At 42.4% G+C, this 18,033-nt stretch carries 13 protein-coding genes; 4 read left to right on the top strand and 9 right to left on the bottom strand.

The window, feature by feature from the left end; genetic code table 11:
• Positions 1-109 precede the first annotated feature (109 nt).
• Positions 110-1,372, bottom strand: a complete 1,263-nt coding sequence (locus tag L5L97_RS06760) for an HD-GYP domain-containing protein (RefSeq protein ID WP_028759711.1) — start codon at positions 1,370-1,372, stop codon at positions 110-112.
• 118 nt (positions 1,373-1,490) lie between these two features.
• Between L5L97_RS06760 and L5L97_RS06765 the strand changes: the two genes are divergently transcribed.
• Positions 1,491-2,186: a 2OG-Fe(II) oxygenase gene (locus L5L97_RS06765; RefSeq protein WP_263181499.1), complete on the top strand. Its 696-nt coding sequence runs from the start codon at positions 1,491-1,493 to the stop codon at positions 2,184-2,186.
• A gap of 15 nt (positions 2,187-2,201) precedes the next feature.
• Here L5L97_RS06765 and L5L97_RS06770 read toward each other — a convergent pair whose 3' ends face one another.
• The 4 genes from L5L97_RS06770 to L5L97_RS06785 all read right to left on the bottom strand — a co-directional run bounded on the left by L5L97_RS06770 (position 2,202) and on the right by L5L97_RS06785 (position 6,253).
• Entirely contained in the window at positions 2,202-3,551 is a 1,350-nt protein-coding gene (locus tag L5L97_RS06770; RefSeq protein WP_263181500.1) for a sensor histidine kinase, read from the bottom strand.
• A complete protein-coding gene (locus tag L5L97_RS06775; RefSeq protein ID WP_028759714.1) occupies positions 3,542-4,216 on the bottom strand; it encodes a response regulator in 675 nt (224 codons plus the stop codon). The genes L5L97_RS06770 and L5L97_RS06775 overlap by 10 nt, the downstream gene beginning before the upstream one ends.
• A gap of 183 nt (positions 4,217-4,399) precedes the next feature.
• Positions 4,400-4,759 (bottom strand): hypothetical protein, encoded by a 360-nt coding sequence (locus tag L5L97_RS06780; protein WP_028759715.1) that lies wholly within the window; start codon positions 4,757-4,759, stop codon positions 4,400-4,402.
• A 171-nt stretch (positions 4,760-4,930) separates the two neighbouring features.
• Positions 4,931-6,253, bottom strand: coding sequence for a dicarboxylate/amino acid:cation symporter (locus L5L97_RS06785; protein WP_028759716.1), 1,323 nt, complete (start codon positions 6,251-6,253; stop codon positions 4,931-4,933).
• Between the two features lie 222 nt (positions 6,254-6,475).
• Between L5L97_RS06785 and L5L97_RS06790 the strand changes: the two genes are divergently transcribed.
• The gene (locus tag L5L97_RS06790) at positions 6,476-9,868 is read left to right on the top strand and encodes an invasin (protein WP_263181501.1); all 3,393 of its coding nucleotides are present in this window, start codon (positions 6,476-6,478) and stop codon (positions 9,866-9,868) included.
• 85 nt (positions 9,869-9,953) lie between these two features.
• Here L5L97_RS06790 and astB read toward each other — a convergent pair whose 3' ends face one another.
• Positions 9,954-11,288 carry an N-succinylarginine dihydrolase gene (astB, locus tag L5L97_RS06795; protein WP_131523320.1) on the bottom strand — a complete coding sequence of 445 codons (1,335 nt, stop codon included), beginning with the start codon at positions 11,286-11,288 and terminating at the stop codon, positions 9,954-9,956.
• Positions 11,289-11,618: 330 nt separating this feature from the next.
• Here astB and topA point away from each other — a divergent pair, with 330 nt between their 5' ends.
• Positions 11,619-14,261, top strand: coding sequence for a type I DNA topoisomerase (topA, locus tag L5L97_RS06800; protein WP_113940531.1), 2,643 nt, complete (start codon positions 11,619-11,621; stop codon positions 14,259-14,261).
• A gap of 225 nt (positions 14,262-14,486) precedes the next feature.
• Here the strand turns inward: topA and zomB are convergent, their stop codons facing one another.
• Positions 14,487-15,266, bottom strand: a complete 780-nt coding sequence (gene zomB / locus L5L97_RS06805) for a flagellar motor control protein ZomB (protein ID WP_028759720.1) — start codon at positions 15,264-15,266, stop codon at positions 14,487-14,489.
• 228 nt (positions 15,267-15,494) lie between these two features.
• Here zomB and cysB point away from each other — a divergent pair, with 228 nt between their 5' ends.
• The gene (gene cysB, locus L5L97_RS06810) at positions 15,495-16,478 is read left to right on the top strand and encodes an HTH-type transcriptional regulator CysB (RefSeq protein WP_263181502.1); all 984 of its coding nucleotides are present in this window, start codon (positions 15,495-15,497) and stop codon (positions 16,476-16,478) included.
• A gap of 64 nt (positions 16,479-16,542) precedes the next feature.
• On the opposite strand, the gene L5L97_RS06815 is transcribed toward cysB, so the two are convergent.
• A complete protein-coding gene (locus tag L5L97_RS06815) occupies positions 16,543-17,205 on the bottom strand; it encodes a response regulator transcription factor (protein WP_263181503.1) in 663 nt (220 codons plus the stop codon).
• Positions 17,206-17,425: 220 nt separating this feature from the next.
• The gene (locus L5L97_RS06820; RefSeq protein ID WP_263181504.1) at positions 17,426-17,890 is read right to left on the bottom strand and encodes an acyl-CoA thioesterase; all 465 of its coding nucleotides are present in this window, start codon (positions 17,888-17,890) and stop codon (positions 17,426-17,428) included.
• Positions 17,891-18,033: the final 143 nt, after the last annotated feature.

Below are 18,033 nucleotides of genomic sequence, written 5' to 3' on the forward strand. Positions count from 1 at the left end.
ATTTAACTACGTTCATTCAATGACTTTTATTCAATGAGTGAGACTCGATGACTTTGCTTAAATGAGTGAAGCTCGTTAGACATAATCGTTAAGCCAGTTTCTTAATCAACTACTTACGACTATCGCCGCCAAAGTAGTAACTCACTCGCTCGCGCGGATTCAAATATTCGTGGACTTTTTCAGGAAGCGCCGCAGGTGGTAAGCAACGCACTATGCTGATCCCTTCAATCTCTAAATCAACGATAGGCGCTTGGTCTTTAGGAACTAACGCATCGTAAACCAATATCTTAGGGCATAGCAGTTTAGTTAAGTTAACCGACATCACCATGGCATATTGACCGCTGGATAATTCCACTACACTGCCTGGGGGGTAAATGCCCAGCATCTTGATCATCTTGCCAATATACTCTTGATTTAGCTTAGTTTTATATTGCTTATACAAATGCCCTAGTGCGGCGTAGGGCATTCTGGCTTTGCCCTGTTGGCTTGGGTAACACAAGGAGTCATATTCGTTCACTACCGCAATCAGTTGCGATACCTTATCGAGAGCCTCTTCCTTTAGGCCTTTGGGATAACCACTGCCATCGAGAAACTCGTGGTGATTGGTGATTGCAGGTAAGGCTGCTTGGGGAAAATTATCGGCTAATTTGAGCAGTTCAATCCCAAGTAATGGATGCTGCTTGATAAAATTAAGCTCTGGTGCTGACCAAGGTGTCGATTTTTTTAGAATTTGTGGTGGAATTTTTAATTTACCCACGTCGTGGAACAGGGCACTGAGACCGACCGTTTCGATTTCACTTCTATCCCATTCCATTTCTTTGGCGATCAGCATAGAGAGGATCGCAACATTCAAGGAGTGGTAGTAAATGCTTTCATCCTGCTTAGCATCACTCATCAAATGCAGCACTAAGTTATCTGAGTTGAGCAGCTGTTCGACTATGGTGTGTACCAAATCTTTGGCGTCATCGACCGCATTTAAGGGGCGATTACGTAGCTTAGAGATGAGGCTGCGCATCATGGCTACTGAGCGGGTAAAATTTTGCTCAGTTTTATTAATGTCACGGCGTAATTTTTTTTGCACTTCGATTTGCTCAGCCTTGTATTGATCCATGTCGTTTTTAAGCACATTGATTTCAGCACTTGGCGGCAATTTGATAGGGTTGACCGCATCAGCATGTATCGGGGCGACGTCGCTGCGTTCTAAATCGACGATGACATGTTCGATGCCCAGATTTTTAATCAACTCGATTTGCGCAGCTTGTTTAATATGAAAGCTACTGAATAAAAAGGGATGATCTTTCCAAGCCACGGGCAAACGCACAAAGTTGCCGACTTGAAGTTGATGGACTGAAACTTTACAGCTTTTTTTCATATTCTTGTTATCGTGAAGCGTAATGTGGGTTATTTTATCTCAATGATGCTGCTTTACAATTACTTAACTAACATGTCAGCATAGTAAGCCTAGAAAGTAGCCACTCCATTGAGGAAGTATGGACTTTATTGAAGTATACCCTAATGCGTTGCCGAATGACTTATGTGACCGTCTCATTCTGGCATTTGAGCAACATGCTGGCGTTGTTGATGGACACACGGGCAATGGCGTTGATCTGGAGAAGAAGATCAGCCGCGATTTGACCTTAGATAGTTTCGTCGACCTGCAGCCCATCAGAAACGAACTCTTAGGTTATACCTTAAGGGGCGCGGTAGATTATTTTACAAAATATTCAATGGCATTAATGGGTGCGGTTGCTGTGTCAGTGAGTGATGAGCAGGGCCAACCTGTAACGCTAACTCCGACTAATTTTGCGACGCTGGGTGCGCCTAGGGCCGATGGCTTAGTGAAGTATTTGTATCGCAGTGGCAGTATTAATATTCAAAAGTATCAGCAAAATAAAGGCGGTTATCCCCATTGGCATTCGGAACAATTCCCGCAGAATGGCCACAATGAAGCTCTGCATCGCGTCGTGCTCTATATGTTTTATTTAAATGATGTGGAAGAGGGCGGCGAAACCGAATTTTATTATCAACAGCGTAAAATCTCCCCCAAAAAAGGCACTATGGTGATAGCGCCTGCGGGATTTACTCATTCACATCGGGGAAATAAACCTGTGAGTGGTGACAAATATATTGCCACTTCTTGGATCATGTTTAATCGAGCCGAACAGTTATATGCGGTGATTGCCTGATAATATCCCAGTTTCTTACACTGGGATACGGATCCTAAAGAGCGCCCCTTCTAAGCGACTTTCTTCAATTTTTAAGCTGCCACCGTAGCTGTGAACGATTTCATCACAGACAGCTAATCCGATCCCTTGCCCTGGGGACTGAGTATCGGCTCGCACGCCACGTTGGATAATCTTCTGTCTTAAGCTTTCTTCAACACCTGGGCCATCATCTTCAATAATGAGTTCAAACTCACCTTGTGAGTTAATTTTAGCCGATACATGCACTTGGCTGATACACAGGCGGAAAGCATTTTCCATAAGGTTGCCACACAGCTCCATTAAGTCACCCTTGTTGCCGGGGAACATCAAGGAAGGGGAGATGTTGGCCGAGAACTGCACTTGTTTTTCTCGATAAATTTTAAACAACATTTGTGCTAATTGATCGACTAAGGGCGCGATAACAGTTTGTTCTTGCTTCAGGCCTTGGCGGCCTAACATGGCCCGTTTTAATTGGTATTTGACCAGCTGATCCATCTGGCTGACTTGTTCCATGATCTTTTCGCTTGCCGATTGTTTACTCAAACTGGCGTCATCTGTAATGGCATGCACGGCGGCTAAGCGGGTTTTAAGACTGTGTGCCAAGTCATTCATCGCATTTTGATAGCGCTGTTGTTGGGCACTAGATTGTTGCAACATCTGGTTGAGTGCTTGCGTTACGCCTTCAAGTTCAACAGGATAGCCCTCAGAAAGTGATTTACTCTTACCTTGGTTAATTGATTGCAGTTCATTTTGCATCCGTACCAAGGGACGCATGCCCCAATAGGCGGCGCTGACCAATAGAATTAAGGCTAAGGCCAATACCATGGCTAAACGAATATAAGTACGTTTACTGAACTTACTGTATTCTTGCTCCAGTTTGGCGGCATCTTTCATGACGAGGAGGTTGTAATGCACACTGGCAATTTCTACCGCGAGCAAATAGACGAAATAACCTCTGTCGTCAGCCATGGTGAGGTAGTAGGGCGGGGAGTCGTTACGGATTTCGTTAAAACGCTCACAGGTATCAAATAAGCCACGATCTACTGCGAGGGATGAGGTCCAAACCTGCTTAAATTTGTCATCGCAGCTCGCTATCACATAACGCTCTTGTTTATTATTTTCTTCCAGCCAAGCACTGGTATCGGGGATAAGATCGTGCTCCCGTAATTCGGCGGCGACTTGGGGAATTTCGGCAATGAGTTGGGCCGTTTCTTCGTTATAACTATTTTGCGCATGCAGAATATTAACCATCCATGCGAGACCAAAACCCACTAAGGTAATAATTGATAGCGAGGTGAGAAACATCCGTGTCAGCAGACGTTTCTTGAATTTTAATCTTAATTGCATGGCAGGTTAAATTTATATCCTTGGCCGCGGATGGTCACTATGGGGTTATCTATACCATCTCGGGTCAGTTTTTTACGCAGGCGGCTGACCATGACTTCAATCGTATTGGGATCGCCTTCCTTATCACCATAAATCACATCGAGTAAACGTTGCTTGGCGACAACCTCATGACAATGGCGCATCAAATATTCAAGGATTAAATATTCAAAGGCAGTGACCTCCATGACTTCGTCACCCAGAGTGACTTGTTTGGCGGCGAGATCGAGTTTCAATTCTCCACTGCAAATCACGGGTTTAACAAAACCTGCGCTACGGCGCACTAAGGCATCAAGCCTTGCGACAAGCTCTTCTTTTTGAAAGGGTTTCACTAAATAGTCATCGGCTCCGGCGTTAAGGCCTTCAACTTTATCCTGCCAATTAACTCGTGCCGTGAGAATTAATATCGGTGCTTTAAGACCCGCTTCACGGAGCTGTTGAATTAAGCTAATACCATCTTGATCGGGTAGCCCTAAATCGACAATGGCGACATCGATGGGATAATTAGTGGCTTGATAAAAACCTTCTTTGGCAGTCAGTGCCACTTGAACTTGATTGCCGAGATCGCTTAATTGCACTTTTAAGTGGTGGGATAAAATAGGATCGTCTTCAACAACCAAAATTCTCATAATATAATGCCTTAAAGTGTATGAGCTAAAGCTTTAGCAAACTAGTCTACGCAAAATCACACTGATAACCAAATAGAGGATCAGCATATCTTAGTTGAACTTAACCTTTGCTGACCGAGTTGAACTTGTGGTCAAAATAAGTACTAATTAATTGTTGAATAAGAAGGTTTTGCCGTTAAAGTGTTAGCGTATCGGGGAATTTCCCCAAGGCGATTTTTGTTTTCTGATCCGCAAAATGCCGTTGCCACACATAATCGCGCCTAAGGTAAATAACATCACCGCCATCATGATAAAAGACAATCTCAACCAAGGCATTTCTTGCGCTAATCGCAGATGTACCGCTTCAATGGTTGTGACGCCCCATACGGCAAAGACACTTATAAATAATAAAATTTGTAATAAACGAAGTAAGTAAACTGAGTTAAAAAATAAGACCAAAGGCGCAAGTGCAAAAGGAATAGCAAAGTTAATTTGTTCGTAACGTACGAAGTGGGCACTCAATAACCAGCATGCAATCAGGATCCAAAGACTTCTCCACCACATTTATACCCCTCCCATTAAGCGTATTAAAATAGTAAACATAATGTATCTAAAAACAAACTTCCGTACTATTGGTGCGTTCATATTTTGCTAACAATAGACATGTTAACTGTATTGCGTTCAAACAAAAACGCCCAACACTGAAGCTGGGCGTCATTTTGGTCTTTGTGAGGTTTAGTTCGATTTATCTAAATGATGAACTTGCTCATCAAAACTTCTAGCAACTTTACCCGCTTGAGTGTTGTTAAACACTTGCTCGTTAAATTCGCCCTCTGATTTAGCAATAATTACAGTTGCTACGCAATCACCAGTGACGTTTACAGCAGTACGTACCATGTCGAGTAAGCGATCGACACCGATAATCAGGGCAATCCCTTCCACTGGTAAGCCAACTTGATTTAACACCATGGCCAGCATGATAAGTCCGACACCTGGAACACCCGCGGTACCAATTGATGCTAACGTGGCTGTCACAACAACAACGGCATAATCGGTTAGTGAGAGCTCAATGCCAAAAACCTGCGCAATAAACACAGTGGCAACGCCTTGCATGATTGCTGTGCCATCCATATTAATGGTAGCGCCTAACGGTAGCGTAAAAGCGGCAATTTTATTATCGACACCTAATCTATGCTCAGACGCTTCTATGGTAATGGGTAAAGTGGCATTTGAACTGGCGGTTGAAAAAGCAAACAACTGCACATCGCGCATTTTACGAATGAATATTAAGGGGTTGAGGCCTGAGAAAAGTTTTAAAAGGATTGGATAAACGATAAACGCATGGACCAGTAATACACCTAAGACCACGAAGAAATATTGAACCACACTACCAAAGGTCTCTAAACCGAGTGTTAATGCAAGTTTTGCCATCAGCGCAAACACACCATAGGGCGCGAGTTGCATGATCAGTGTCACGACACGCATGATGACTTCATTTAAATCTTCAAACAACGCCGCAATACGTTTGCCGCGCTCACCAATATGGGCAATAGCAAAGCCAAAAATGACCGCAAAAATAATAATTTGCAGCATATTACCTTCGCTCAATGCCTGCATCGGATTAGTAGGCACTATGTTTATCAGCACATCAGCAAGACTTGGGGCTTCTTTTGCGACGTACTCCATTTTTTCTGACGCCAGTGAGGCGTTTCCTGGATGTATTAGGGCTGCGCTGACAATCGCAATCACTAAAGCAATGGCGGTCGTGAATAAATAGAAGGCGAGGGTTTTCCCCCCTAAGCGGCCTAATTTTGAAGGTTCACTCAGTGAGCAAGTTCCGCAAACTAATGAAATAAAGACTAAAGGAACAACTAACATTTTTAAGCTGGAGATGAAGATAGTACCGATAACATGCAAGAAACCTTCGGTAATATAATCTTTTACTATATCGCTTTCTGGAAAGGCATTACGAAGAAAGAGGCCTAAAGCAATACCTGTTCCCATACCGATCAGAATTTTACTTGTAAGGCCGAGTTTATTTTTTATAGAAATTGCCATAGAGAGTCCTGTGTGTTTTTTATACATTCTATTTTTTGGCGCTCACAAGACTAGCAAGAAAATCGTGAAGATGAAATGACAATTAATGTTAAAGTATTTATCAGATTTGCGAAATAAAATAAGATAGTTATGGGAAAGTTGCGTGAAAATTGTGTAATGTTAGCCTATAAGTAATAAGCGTCTCGCTTAGGTATTATCATCAGAGTAACAGGGAGCCTGACAATGAAGTCAGCGTATAAGGTTTTTCTCGCAGGATTGTGTTCGCTTTTATTATCAGCATGTGGTGGTGGAGGCAGTATCTCTGATGATGGTGGTACAACGCCTCCAGTTGACAAGTATGTCATTAAATTAGAATTAGTTAATGCTGATGGACAGACCATAACCAATATTTCTAATGCAACGCCAGGTAAGCTTAATGCGACTTTGACTAAAAATGCCAATCCACTTGCTGGCGCTCGAATTGTATTTAATTTAGAAGGCCAAGGTGTTTTAACTCCTAACAGTGGTGTTACAGGTCCTGAAGGTAAAGTGTCTATTGATGTTTTGCCCGGAGATAAATTAGGCTCTGGCAGTATTACAGCAACTTATGCACTTGGTAACGCAGAATCAGCGCCGCTTGGGTTTAATACCTTAGGCGATGAAGTGGTTGTTAAACCAATTGATGCCTACAGTATTGAACTTGCAATTAGCGATTCACAGGGGCAAGAGCTTAGAAATATTAGCCATAGCATTCCTGGAACTGTTATCGCGACTCTGCTAAAGAATGGTGTACCTACAAGCTATCAAACTATTTCTTTTACTCTGGCTGGACAGGGATCACTTAATCCTTCATCAGGAACTGCATTGACTGATCTTAATGGAAAAGCATCTGTAACATTAGTCACGGGGACAGACGCTGGCGTGGCGACTGTTATTGCGAGTTTTTCGCTCGAGGGGGAAACAATAACAACCCCTGATTTTAATGTTGCGGTCGTTGGAGATGCACCTGGTGGAAATGGCGAGGCTAATTCTTTATCAATTCAATTGACTAATAGCCAGACGGGTTTGCCAACCACTAATGTCAGTGCAGCACAACCGAGCAAGGTCACGGTTACTTTAGTTGATAAAGATGCCACTCCATTAGTTGGTAAAGTGGTGAGTTTTAGTAGTTCCTTAGGAAACTTCCTTCCAACGAAAGGTACAGCGTTAACAGATTCAATTGGTCGGGCTTCGATTATGTTAACCGCTGGAAGTATTGAAGGCGCAGGCGAAATCAGTGCTGCTTACGGAACTGCTAAAGCAATTATTGGATTTGTTACAGCAGGGGATGAAATAGACCCTGTAGAGGCTAGTCCAGAAATTACATTTGATATATATAATTGTAATGGTGTTGCAGCTTGGGATAAAACACTAAAAAACTTTGAAGTTTGTAAGATAACCGACAATATTACAAACGATAAACCCGGTATTATTGGTGTTAAAGTTACGCGTTCTGGTAGTACGCAAGCCCTGCAGCAAGTTCTTGTTACTGCCGCGACAACATTAGGAGCAATAAGCCCTAATTCTGGTACAGCTATTACAAATGCTGACGGTAAAGCGATTTTAGACCTATATGCTAATGGTAGTGTTGGTGCGGGTGAAGTATCTTTAAAAGTAAAAGATGTTACCTCAACGAAAGCGTTTGAAATTGGTAGAGTAAACATTTCTCTAAAACTAGAAACCTCTCTTGGTACTAATTTACTACCTGCTGGTGGTTCTACCATTTTGGATGTCACAGTTTTAAATCCAGACGGTTCATTAGCAACAGGTCAACCTTTTACTCTTGTATTTACTTCTGAATGCCAAGCATCAAATAAAGCAATAATTGATTCACCTGTTATTACAAATGGTGGAAAGGGATACGCTACTTACCGAAGTACTGGGTGCGAAACACAAGATACAGTATCTGTTTCTGCTATAACTGGCGGGGGAAGTGTAAGTTCAACAGTAGTTATCAATATTGATTCTATTAAAGTTGGAGCTTTGCAGTATGTTTCAGCAACCCCGACATTGTTAGCATTACAAGGTACTGGTGGGATCGCAGGTGCAGGCGCTCGTTCTGAAACATCAGTAGTAACATTCAAGTTATTAGATGAAACTGCTGCACCAGCGGGGCAAGAAAGAGTGTGTTTTGAACTAAGCACAGCAGTAGGTGGTATTAGTCTAAGTCCTGCTCCATTAGCACAAGATTATCTTGATTGCCCTAATTTTCCAAAGCCGAATACTCCTAATTATCCTGTTGATTTAAATGCTCCAAATAAATATGCCGTTGCTGTAACTGACAGTGCAGGACTAGCATCTGTTATTGTAAGAAGTGGTGATAGAGCGACTCCTGTAAAAGTGTTTGCATTATGGGCTGGTAGTACTGCTGCAGGTCATAATGGCGTTATTTCAAATGTGTCAGATCAACTTGCAATCACAACAGGCCTTGCAGATGATAATAGTTTCTCTGTCTCAGCATCTACATTTAATCCAGAAGGTTGGGATTATGATAATGAACTTGTAGATATTAATGTTTTAGCAGCAGATCACTTTAATAACATGGTACCAGCCGGAACAGTAATCGTTTTTACTGCAGAAGGAGGTGCTATACCAGGCTCTTGTACAACGGGTGGTTTAACTAATCCTGATGGTGCTTGCAGCGTTCAATGGCGCAGTCAGAACCCTAGACCTTTTGATACTACACTTGTGGAATGTCCCGTACCATTTAATGGCGATACTAATCCTCCTTGTATGGGAACATCAAAGGTACTATTTGATTCTGGTATAAATTCATTATTACCTCAACCTAGACCTGGTAGAGCGACTATCACAGCTTATGCTATTGGTGAGGAAAGTTTTGTTGATTTAAATGGTAATGGCTTGTTTGATGTTGTTGATACTGATAGCGATGGTGTAATAGATATTGATAAGGGTGAGACAGAACCTTTTACTGATATCTCTGAAGCTTTTACAGATGATAACGAGGATGGTTTTTATCGTAAAATATCACAGAGTTCCTCATTAGCTGATTTGCTTATCCAACCAGCGGGTGCAGTAGATGAGGAGTTTGTTGATTATAATAGTGATGGTAAATTTAATAAAGCTGATAAAAAATACACAGGGTTATTATGTGCTTCTGGTTCCGGCCTAGCCTGTACTGATACTGGTTTGGATGATAATAGAGCCCAGTTAAATATATTCAAAAACATACCCATTGTTATGTCAGGCAGTACCCCTATGATACGGTTAGTTTCTATTGATGGTGATACGATGACCGCGGTTACTGAAATAGATCTAATGGATAGAACGGATCCAACAAAACCTGTAGAGAAAGGGCCTCAGACTATATATTTGTTTGTTTCTGATATTAATAACAATACGTTACCTTACGAGACTAAAATAACTACTTCAATAGATAACGGTAAGCTCATTGTCCCTGTAGGAGGAAGTTACTCAATTGCAAGTAATGTATCGAATAAACCGTTAATATATTCATTTACAATCGGTCAAGAAGACAAGCCTAACCAAAAATTATCTGGTGCTCTTGTTATTACGATCAAAACACCAAAAGGCTCACCTGTGAGTGTGGCTGTGAATGTTACTGATGGTGGTTAATCTACTTGTTTAAAGTTGATTTAGAAGTGTTAAAGGCGATTATATTATCGCCTTTATCTTTTATTTTAGTGTGATTAGATTAAAATCAACGCTGGAACTGATACACGCTACCTAGTTTCATGATCTGTGTAAGTTCATCTAGAGCTGTTCGAGATTCGATGATTAGCTGAGGGTCTGCAAGATCTTGGGTGGTTAATCTGTCTCGATAATGTTTGTCTACCCAAAGGTTTAAACGAGTAAATAAAGCATCATTCATCAGAGTGTGTTGATTTACCGCTGCGACTTCCACTTCATTCATGGCGACACGTAAACGAAGACAGGCAGGGCCGCCACCGTTTTGCATGCTTTGTTTTACGTCGAAATAAAGCACTTGCTTAATCGGTGTGTTTAACGTGAGTAATTCGTTCAAATAGGCAAATACCGCGGGATTTTCTTGGCAATCTGTTGGGGCAATAATTGCCATTTCACCTGATGGCAACGTAATAATTTGAGTATTGAATAAATAGCTTTTGACTGCGTCGTTAATTGCTACTTTCGCGGTTGGCACTTCAATGAAATACAGCTCAGTGTCGAGTTTACGTTTAATTTCATCGATCTTATTCTGGGTATTTAAGAAGGCTTGTTCGTGGTAGAACAGGACATTTTGATTACCTACTGCGATAACATCGTTATGGAATACACCTTGATCAATCACATCAGGATTCTGTTGGATGAAGACGCAATTATCGTCTTCCAGCTGGTGTAAGCGTGCGACTGCCATCGATGCTTCTAAGGTTTGTCTTGCTGGATATTTTTGCGGTTTAGGGGCGTTGGGATTGGTGGCTTCTTGTCCATAAACAAACAGCTCAACACCAGCATGGCCGTATTCATTGCAGAGACGAGTGTGGTTAGCGGCACCTTCATCACCGAAGCTATTATGCTCAGGTAAGTGACTATGGTGATGAAAATAGTGGGGATCACTGAAAGTTGCTGTTAATATGCGCCCCGTTGTCAAAGGCTCGATGCTGCGATGCAGTTTATCGACTAAATTTGCTGGGGTAAAATGCAGTTTGCCGTCACGTGTATCTGCACTTGGTGAGACTGTAGCGGCATTGGCTGTCCACATACTGGAAGCACTGCAACAGGCATTAAGTAATATGGGCGCTTCTTTTGCCGCTTGTTTTAATACATTAGCATCAGAGCCAGAAAATCCAATTCGGCGCAATGTATAGAGGTCTGGGCGCTCTTGAGGAGCTAATATTCCTTGAACCATGCCCATATCGGCTAGTGCTTTGGCTTTTTGGAGTCCTTGTTTTGCAGCAGCTTTGGGGTTGGAAACTAAGGCGGCATTGCTAAGTGAGGCGACATTGCCAAAAGACAACCCTGCGTAATTGTGTGTTGGTCCAACGAGTCCATCAAAATTCGCTTCAAAGTGCTTCATTGCTTATCCTTGTGATAGGGAAAGTTATTATTTGTTCATATGGTCCCTGAGGGAACCCAGTATACTGAAGCTTTTCGAGTGCACAAGCGGACGGTTTTGTGCTCAAAGCGACTTTTTCACGATAAATGCATAACTATTTCTTGCTTGCTGGCAAATAATGAAATATTAGTTTTTAATTACGCATATTATATTTTTACATTTTTTCAACTTTGATTAAAAAGTGACTCGCTGGTACATATAAAAGAGGGATTAACTTGAAACTATCAGTACAACCCTCTATATATGGTGCCAATTTCCACCTTCTTGAGATTTTTTGGCGCAAATTAAACTATGGGTAAATCGCTAGTTATTGTCGAATCACCGGCCAAAGCTAAGACTATTAATAAATATCTTGGCAAAGAATTCATCGTTAAATCGAGCGTAGGTCACATCCGTGATCTGCCGACATCATCGACTTCAGAAGGCAATGAAAAGGTTAAATCCGCTGCCGAAGTTAAGAAGATGTCGCCAGAAGAAAAAGCTCAATATAAAAAGGTGAAAGATCAGCAAGCGCTAGTGTCTCGTATGGGCGTAAACCCTGAAAAGGGCTGGGCGGCTAAGTACCAAATTTTGCCGGGTAAAGAAAAAGTCGTTAAAGAGTTACAGGCACTTGCCGATTCTGCTGACCAAATCTATCTCGCAACCGACTTAGACCGTGAGGGAGAAGCTATCGCCTGGCATTTGCAAGAGGTGATTGGTGGTGATCCTTCACGGTATCAACGTGTCGTTTTCAACGAAATTACTAAATCTGCGATTCAAGATGCTTTTAGTAAACCGTCGACACTCGACACTAACATGGTTAATGCCCAACAAGCGCGCCGCTTCTTAGACAGAGTTGTCGGTTTTATGGTGTCGCCACTGCTGTGGAAAAAAGTTGCTCGTGGTTTATCCGCTGGGCGAGTGCAGTCGGTTGCCGTGCGTTTAGTGGTCGAACGCGAAAGCGAAATCAAAGCCTTTGTGCCTGAAGAATTTTGGGATGTACACGCAGAGCTCAATACGCCCGCTCAAGAAGCTTTGCGGATGGAAGTGGTTAAGCATCTAGATGCTGCCTTTAATCCTATCAATGAACAGCAAGCGATGGCTGCGGTTCAAGCGTTATCTGCGGCAAGTTTTACTGTGCTGGCCCGCGAAGATAAAGCGACTCAAAGTAAACCATCGGCTCCTTTTATTACGTCGACACTGCAACAGGCCGCGAGTACACGTTTAGGTTTTGGTGTAAAGAAGACCATGATGATGGCTCAGCGACTTTACGAAGCTGGTCATATCACTTATATGCGTACCGACTCGACCAATTTGAGTCAAGAAGCCGTTGAAAACTTGCGCGATATGATTGCTAAAGAATTTGGTGATAAGTATCTACCCGCCGAACCGATTCGATACGGATCAAAAGAAGGCGCACAAGAAGCTCACGAAGCGATTCGTCCATCGAACGTTCAAGTGCAAGCAGCGACCTTATCTGACATGGAACGTGACGCTCAGCGCTTATATGAGCTTATTTGGCGCCAGTTTGTCTCATGTCAAATGACACCTGCACAATATGATGCCACTAAGTTGACCGTGAAAGCGGGTGACTATGAGCTCAAGGCTACTGGACGTACTTTACGTTTTGATGGTTGGACTCGCGTGCAAACAGCACTCAAGAAGAAAAACGAAGAAGACAATACGTTGCCATTTGTGGCACAAGGCGATGTATTAGCATTAAAAGAATTGCAGCCTAAACAACATTTTACTAAGCCGCCAGCACGATACAGCGAAGCTTCTTTAGTAAAAGAATTAGAAAAACGCGGCATTGGCCGCCCATCAACCTACGCAACCATCATTTCAACGATTCAAGATCGTGGTTATGTAAAAGTCGAAAATCGTCGTTTCTATGCCGAAAAAATGGGTGAAATTGTCAGCGAACGATTGGTGAGCAGTTTTGCTGATTTGATGAGCTATGACTTTACCGCCAGCATGGAGCAAACATTAGATGATGTGGCTCGGGGCGAGTTAGACTGGAAAAAAGTACTCGATGGTTTCTATGCTGACTTTACTAAGCAATTAGAAAAAGCGGAGCTAGATCCCGAAGAAGGTGGCATGCGTCTTAACCAAATGGTGATGACGGATATCAAGTGCCCAACTTGTGGTCGTCCTATGGGGATCCGCACTGGAACGACTGGGGTTTTCCTTGGTTGCTCTGGTTATGAATTGCCCCCTAAAGAACGCTGTAAGACGACGATGAACCTCACGCCTGGCGTTGAGGCGATTAGCGAAAACAGTGAAGATGCCGAAACAGATGCACTGCGTGCGAAGCACCGTTGTAGTATTTGTGGCACGGCAATGGACAGTTACCTGATCGATGAGAAGCGTAAGTTACACGTCTGCGGTAACAATCCAATCTGTGAAGGCTATGAAGTCGAAGAAGGCCAATTCAAGATCAAAGGCTATGAAGGTCCACTGATTGAGTGTGATCGCTGTGGTCACGATATGGAACTGAAAAATGGTCGTTTTGGTAAGTATTTCGGTTGTACTAACGAGGAATGTAAAAATACTCGTAAACTGTTGAAAAATGGTGAGGCGGCGCCGCCAAAAGAAGATCCTATTTATTTACCCGAACTGAAATGCAGTAAATCGGATGCCCATTTCGTATTACGTGATGGTGCAGCGGGTATCTTCTTAGCGGCCAGTACTTTCCCTAAATCACGTGAAACCCGTGCACCTCTGGTTGAGGAGCTGGTTCAATACCGTGACCTGCTATGGCCTAAGTATCAGTATTTAGCGGATGCGCCAGTCACTGATGATGAAGGCAATAAGGCTGCGGTGAAGTTTAGCCGTAAGACGAAAGAGCAATACGTTGCGACTGAAGTCGATGGCAAAGCCACGGGTTGGTCTGCGCATTACGTCAATGGGAAGTGGGTGAGTGAATCTACCAAGAAGGCCAAGAAAGGCGCATAGCGATGGATTAAGCTAGCTTAACGCTAATAGAACAACAAAAAGCCAAGTCAAATATGACTTGGCTTTTTGTTTGTGTGTTTTCGATATTAATTTGTTGCTATAGATAATAATTCAAACATGTTGAGTACTTTACACCTGCAGATACAAACTGACTCACAATGACGCGGTAGCATGAGTGGCAAATGTGTCGCTAATTCAACTTAACGGTAAGCAAATAGAGACTGATCACCATTTCTTTTTAGGTTGAAACAGCATATCGATATCATCTTCTTCATTTTTAGGTCTAGGCGCACTGGGCTCAGATTGTTTCTGTGCCCCCATAATTTCATCAAGTAATTGTTTAGCCTCATCGACTTTACGCCCAATGAAGGGATCATTAGGCGTTTGTGCCTTAATGGCGTGTAATGTTGATAGGGCTTTGGTTACCATTTGTTTTGATGAGCCATATTGCTTCATAAAACTGGCCGCGCGGGCACGAGAAAGCATAGAATCGACATTAATTCTGAGCTGTAAACTGTCGATGCGGCTTTCTTCTTGAGCAAAAATGCTCGGATCGACTTTACCTTTATTATGCTCGGCTCTGAGTATTGCCTTTAATTTTTTTAAGGTTTGAACAAGCGCTAAAATTTGTTTGTCATTATCGGGTAGTCTGAAATTCTCAATTGGAGGAGTTTGAGGTTGTCCAGACTGTAAGCTTGTTATTTGATTATTAATATCGGCTAAGCGACGTTGGTAGTCAGACTGTTGTTGGCCATTACTGATCGCTGTTGCAGACTGCAAGGCATCTTGTACACGCCGGTACAAAACCAATACTATATTCGTGCTACAAGGCATCATTCCTGTGTTTGATAACACAGTTTCAGTTTCATCGATAATTGCTCTTTGACGGGCAAATTCAATGCGACGCTCAGCCTCTACACGTTCTTTTTGTTGCTGTAATACGTTAATTCCGATAACAAGCAGTAAAAGCGCACCGATGAGGATCAGAACCAAGGTGAATGACATAGATGTTCCATTATTTATCCAATTGAGCTAATGCTACAATAAATCAATAAACTAGCATAGTTATCTTAGCCTAGGTTATCATTTCTGTCGTATGAATCTGTAGACTTGTGCTCTATATTCCTATTTGCTTTAATTTTTACTATATACTATAACGATTGATTATAGCTGAGAGTGCTTTGAGGGCTCAGTTGTTAATGGCATTTTGCGTGTTTGAGACAAGGAAATAAGATGAAACTGCAACAACTCAGGTATATTGCTGAGGTCGTAAAACATAACCTCAATGTATCGGCGACAGCTGAAAACTTGTATACCTCTCAACCTGGGATCAGTAAACAAGTTCGTATGCTTGAAGATGAGTTGGGGATCCAAATATTTGGTCGTAGCGGTAAGCATTTAACCCATGTCACACCTGCGGGTTTGCAAGTGATCAGCATTGCCAATGATATTTTAGGTAAAGTTGAAAGTATCAAAAAAGTGTCTGAAGAATATACTAAGCCAGATCAAGGTGAGTTAAATATTTCCACAACAGATACTCAGGCACGCTATGCATTACCGACGATAATTCGTCAGTTTATTGATCGCTATCCTAAAGTGAACTTGCATATGCACCAAGGGACACCGTCGCAGATCAGCGAACAGGCGGCTCGCGGTGATGCAGATTTTGCCATTGCGACCGAAGCAATGCATTTATATTCAGATCTGATAATGTTGCCTTGTTACCACTGGAACCGCTCTATCGTTGTGCCCAAAGACCATCCTCTTGCGACCCGCAATCAAGGCAGCTTGATTAGTATCGAAGATTTAGCCCGTTTCCCCTTAGTGACCTATGTCTTTGGTTTTGACCGTGCTTCTGAAATTGAGAAAGCGTTCAATCGGGCCAATTTAGAGCCGCGTGTTGTCTTTAGTGCGACCAGTGCCGACGTGCTTAAAACCTATGTTCGTTTAGGATTAGGCGTGGGGGTCATCGCGTCTATGGCCATTGATCCAAATGTTGATAAAGATTTAGTCGCTATTGATGCTGATCATTTGTTTGCCCACAGTACGACTAAAATTGGTTTTAGGAAGGGCAGTTTCTTGCGCAGTTATATGTATGATTTTATTCAGCACTTTGCGCCGCATTTAACCCGTGATGTGGTGGAGAAAGCCGTAGCATTACGGGATCAACAGCTCATAGATGAAATGTTTGCCGATAAAAATCTGCCAATGCGTTAACTTGGATGATTTACAAACATAAAAATGCCGCTAATAAAAGCGGCATTTTTTATGGGTTTAGCGATTAAGATAAATCGACTTTATCCATCTCGAGTTGCGCAAGGGCAATAACTGCTTGAGTGCGGTTGCGAACGCCAAGTTTTCTAAATATGGCAGTCGCGTGCGCCTTGATGGTCGCCTCAGACACGCCAAGATCGTAGGCTATTTGTTTATTTAATAAACCTTCGGCAAACATCTGCAACACTTTATATTGTTGCGGCGTGAGATCGGATAACTTGTTGGCCATTTTATCAATGGCATCGTCATTGATAGCAATAATCTCAGTGCCTTTAGGCAACCAAATATCACCGAATAACACCGCACTTAGCGCCTCTTTTAGGGTTTCCATTGAAGCTGATTTAGGGATAAAACCACTGCTGCCATAATGAATCGCACGGCTAATGGTATTGATATCCTCGTGGGCTGAAATCACCACAACGGGTAACTCAGGATAATGTGAGCGTAGGTGGATAAGCGTGGAATAGCCGTGGGACCTGGGCATCTGCAGATCTAACAGTACAAGATCGTAATCGACGCTTCGAACATCCAATACAGATTGCAGTGCGTCAGCACTGTCGGCTTCAAACCACTGTGCATGTTCGAAAGCGCTGGTCAGTGCTTGACGTAGTGCATTTCTGAACAATGGATGATCGTCTGCGATAATAATATTTAAGTTTTCTAGCTTCATGGCTTTTATGATTATGTTCGGTGCGCGTGAAGATTGAACTCAATGTAACAGAAAAGTAAGCAAGGATCCTATTGCTTTATTCAGGAATAAGGACAAAATTTTGATATGTTTCTGGTTGTTAGATTTTGGTTGGAGTTTTACATGGAAAAAGATGGACCGTATGGTTTCAATTGAAAGCCCGAAAGTACGGGCTAACCTATACTTTAAAATCGTCTAAAAACTACCCATATGTCCACACTTTTGTAGGATTTCGTTGTTCGTCAACCGCAACAAAGGTGAACACACCACGTATGGCATGCTCTCGATAGTCTTGATACATGTCTTCGACATAGATGTTGACTTCAACTTTTAATGACGTATTACCTACATGGATTACACGAGCGATGAGTTCGGCTAGTGTGCCTGCTGGGATAGGCTTTTTAAAATCAATTCTATCGGAACTCACTGTGACTAAGGTTTTACGGCAGAAACGAGTTGCCGCAATAAAGGCTGTTTCATCCATCCACGCTAAAGCTTCGCCACCAAATAAGGTATTGTGATGGTTGGTGATAGAGGGGAATACTGCTTTAATCACACGCGCTTCTGAGGAATCAATTCGAGTTTGAATTGCGTCAGAAAAGGGTGTTTCAGCGGCTTCGATTCGTGAGGTATTTTCGGTGTTTGGAGAAATGGGCGTAAGCGACATACAGCAACCTAAGGTAATGCAGCAAAATAAGCTCGAATTATAAAGATTTATGGTGGTTAAAGATAGAAAACTACAGGCTTTAAGGCGCAGTAGGCATATGACTGAGGATAATGTCATGCTTCCAATAAAAAACCGAAATGAGA

Source organism: Shewanella sp. SM71 (assembly GCF_025653905.1).
Taxonomy (GTDB): Bacteria; Pseudomonadota; Gammaproteobacteria; order Enterobacterales; family Shewanellaceae; genus Shewanella; species Shewanella oncorhynchi.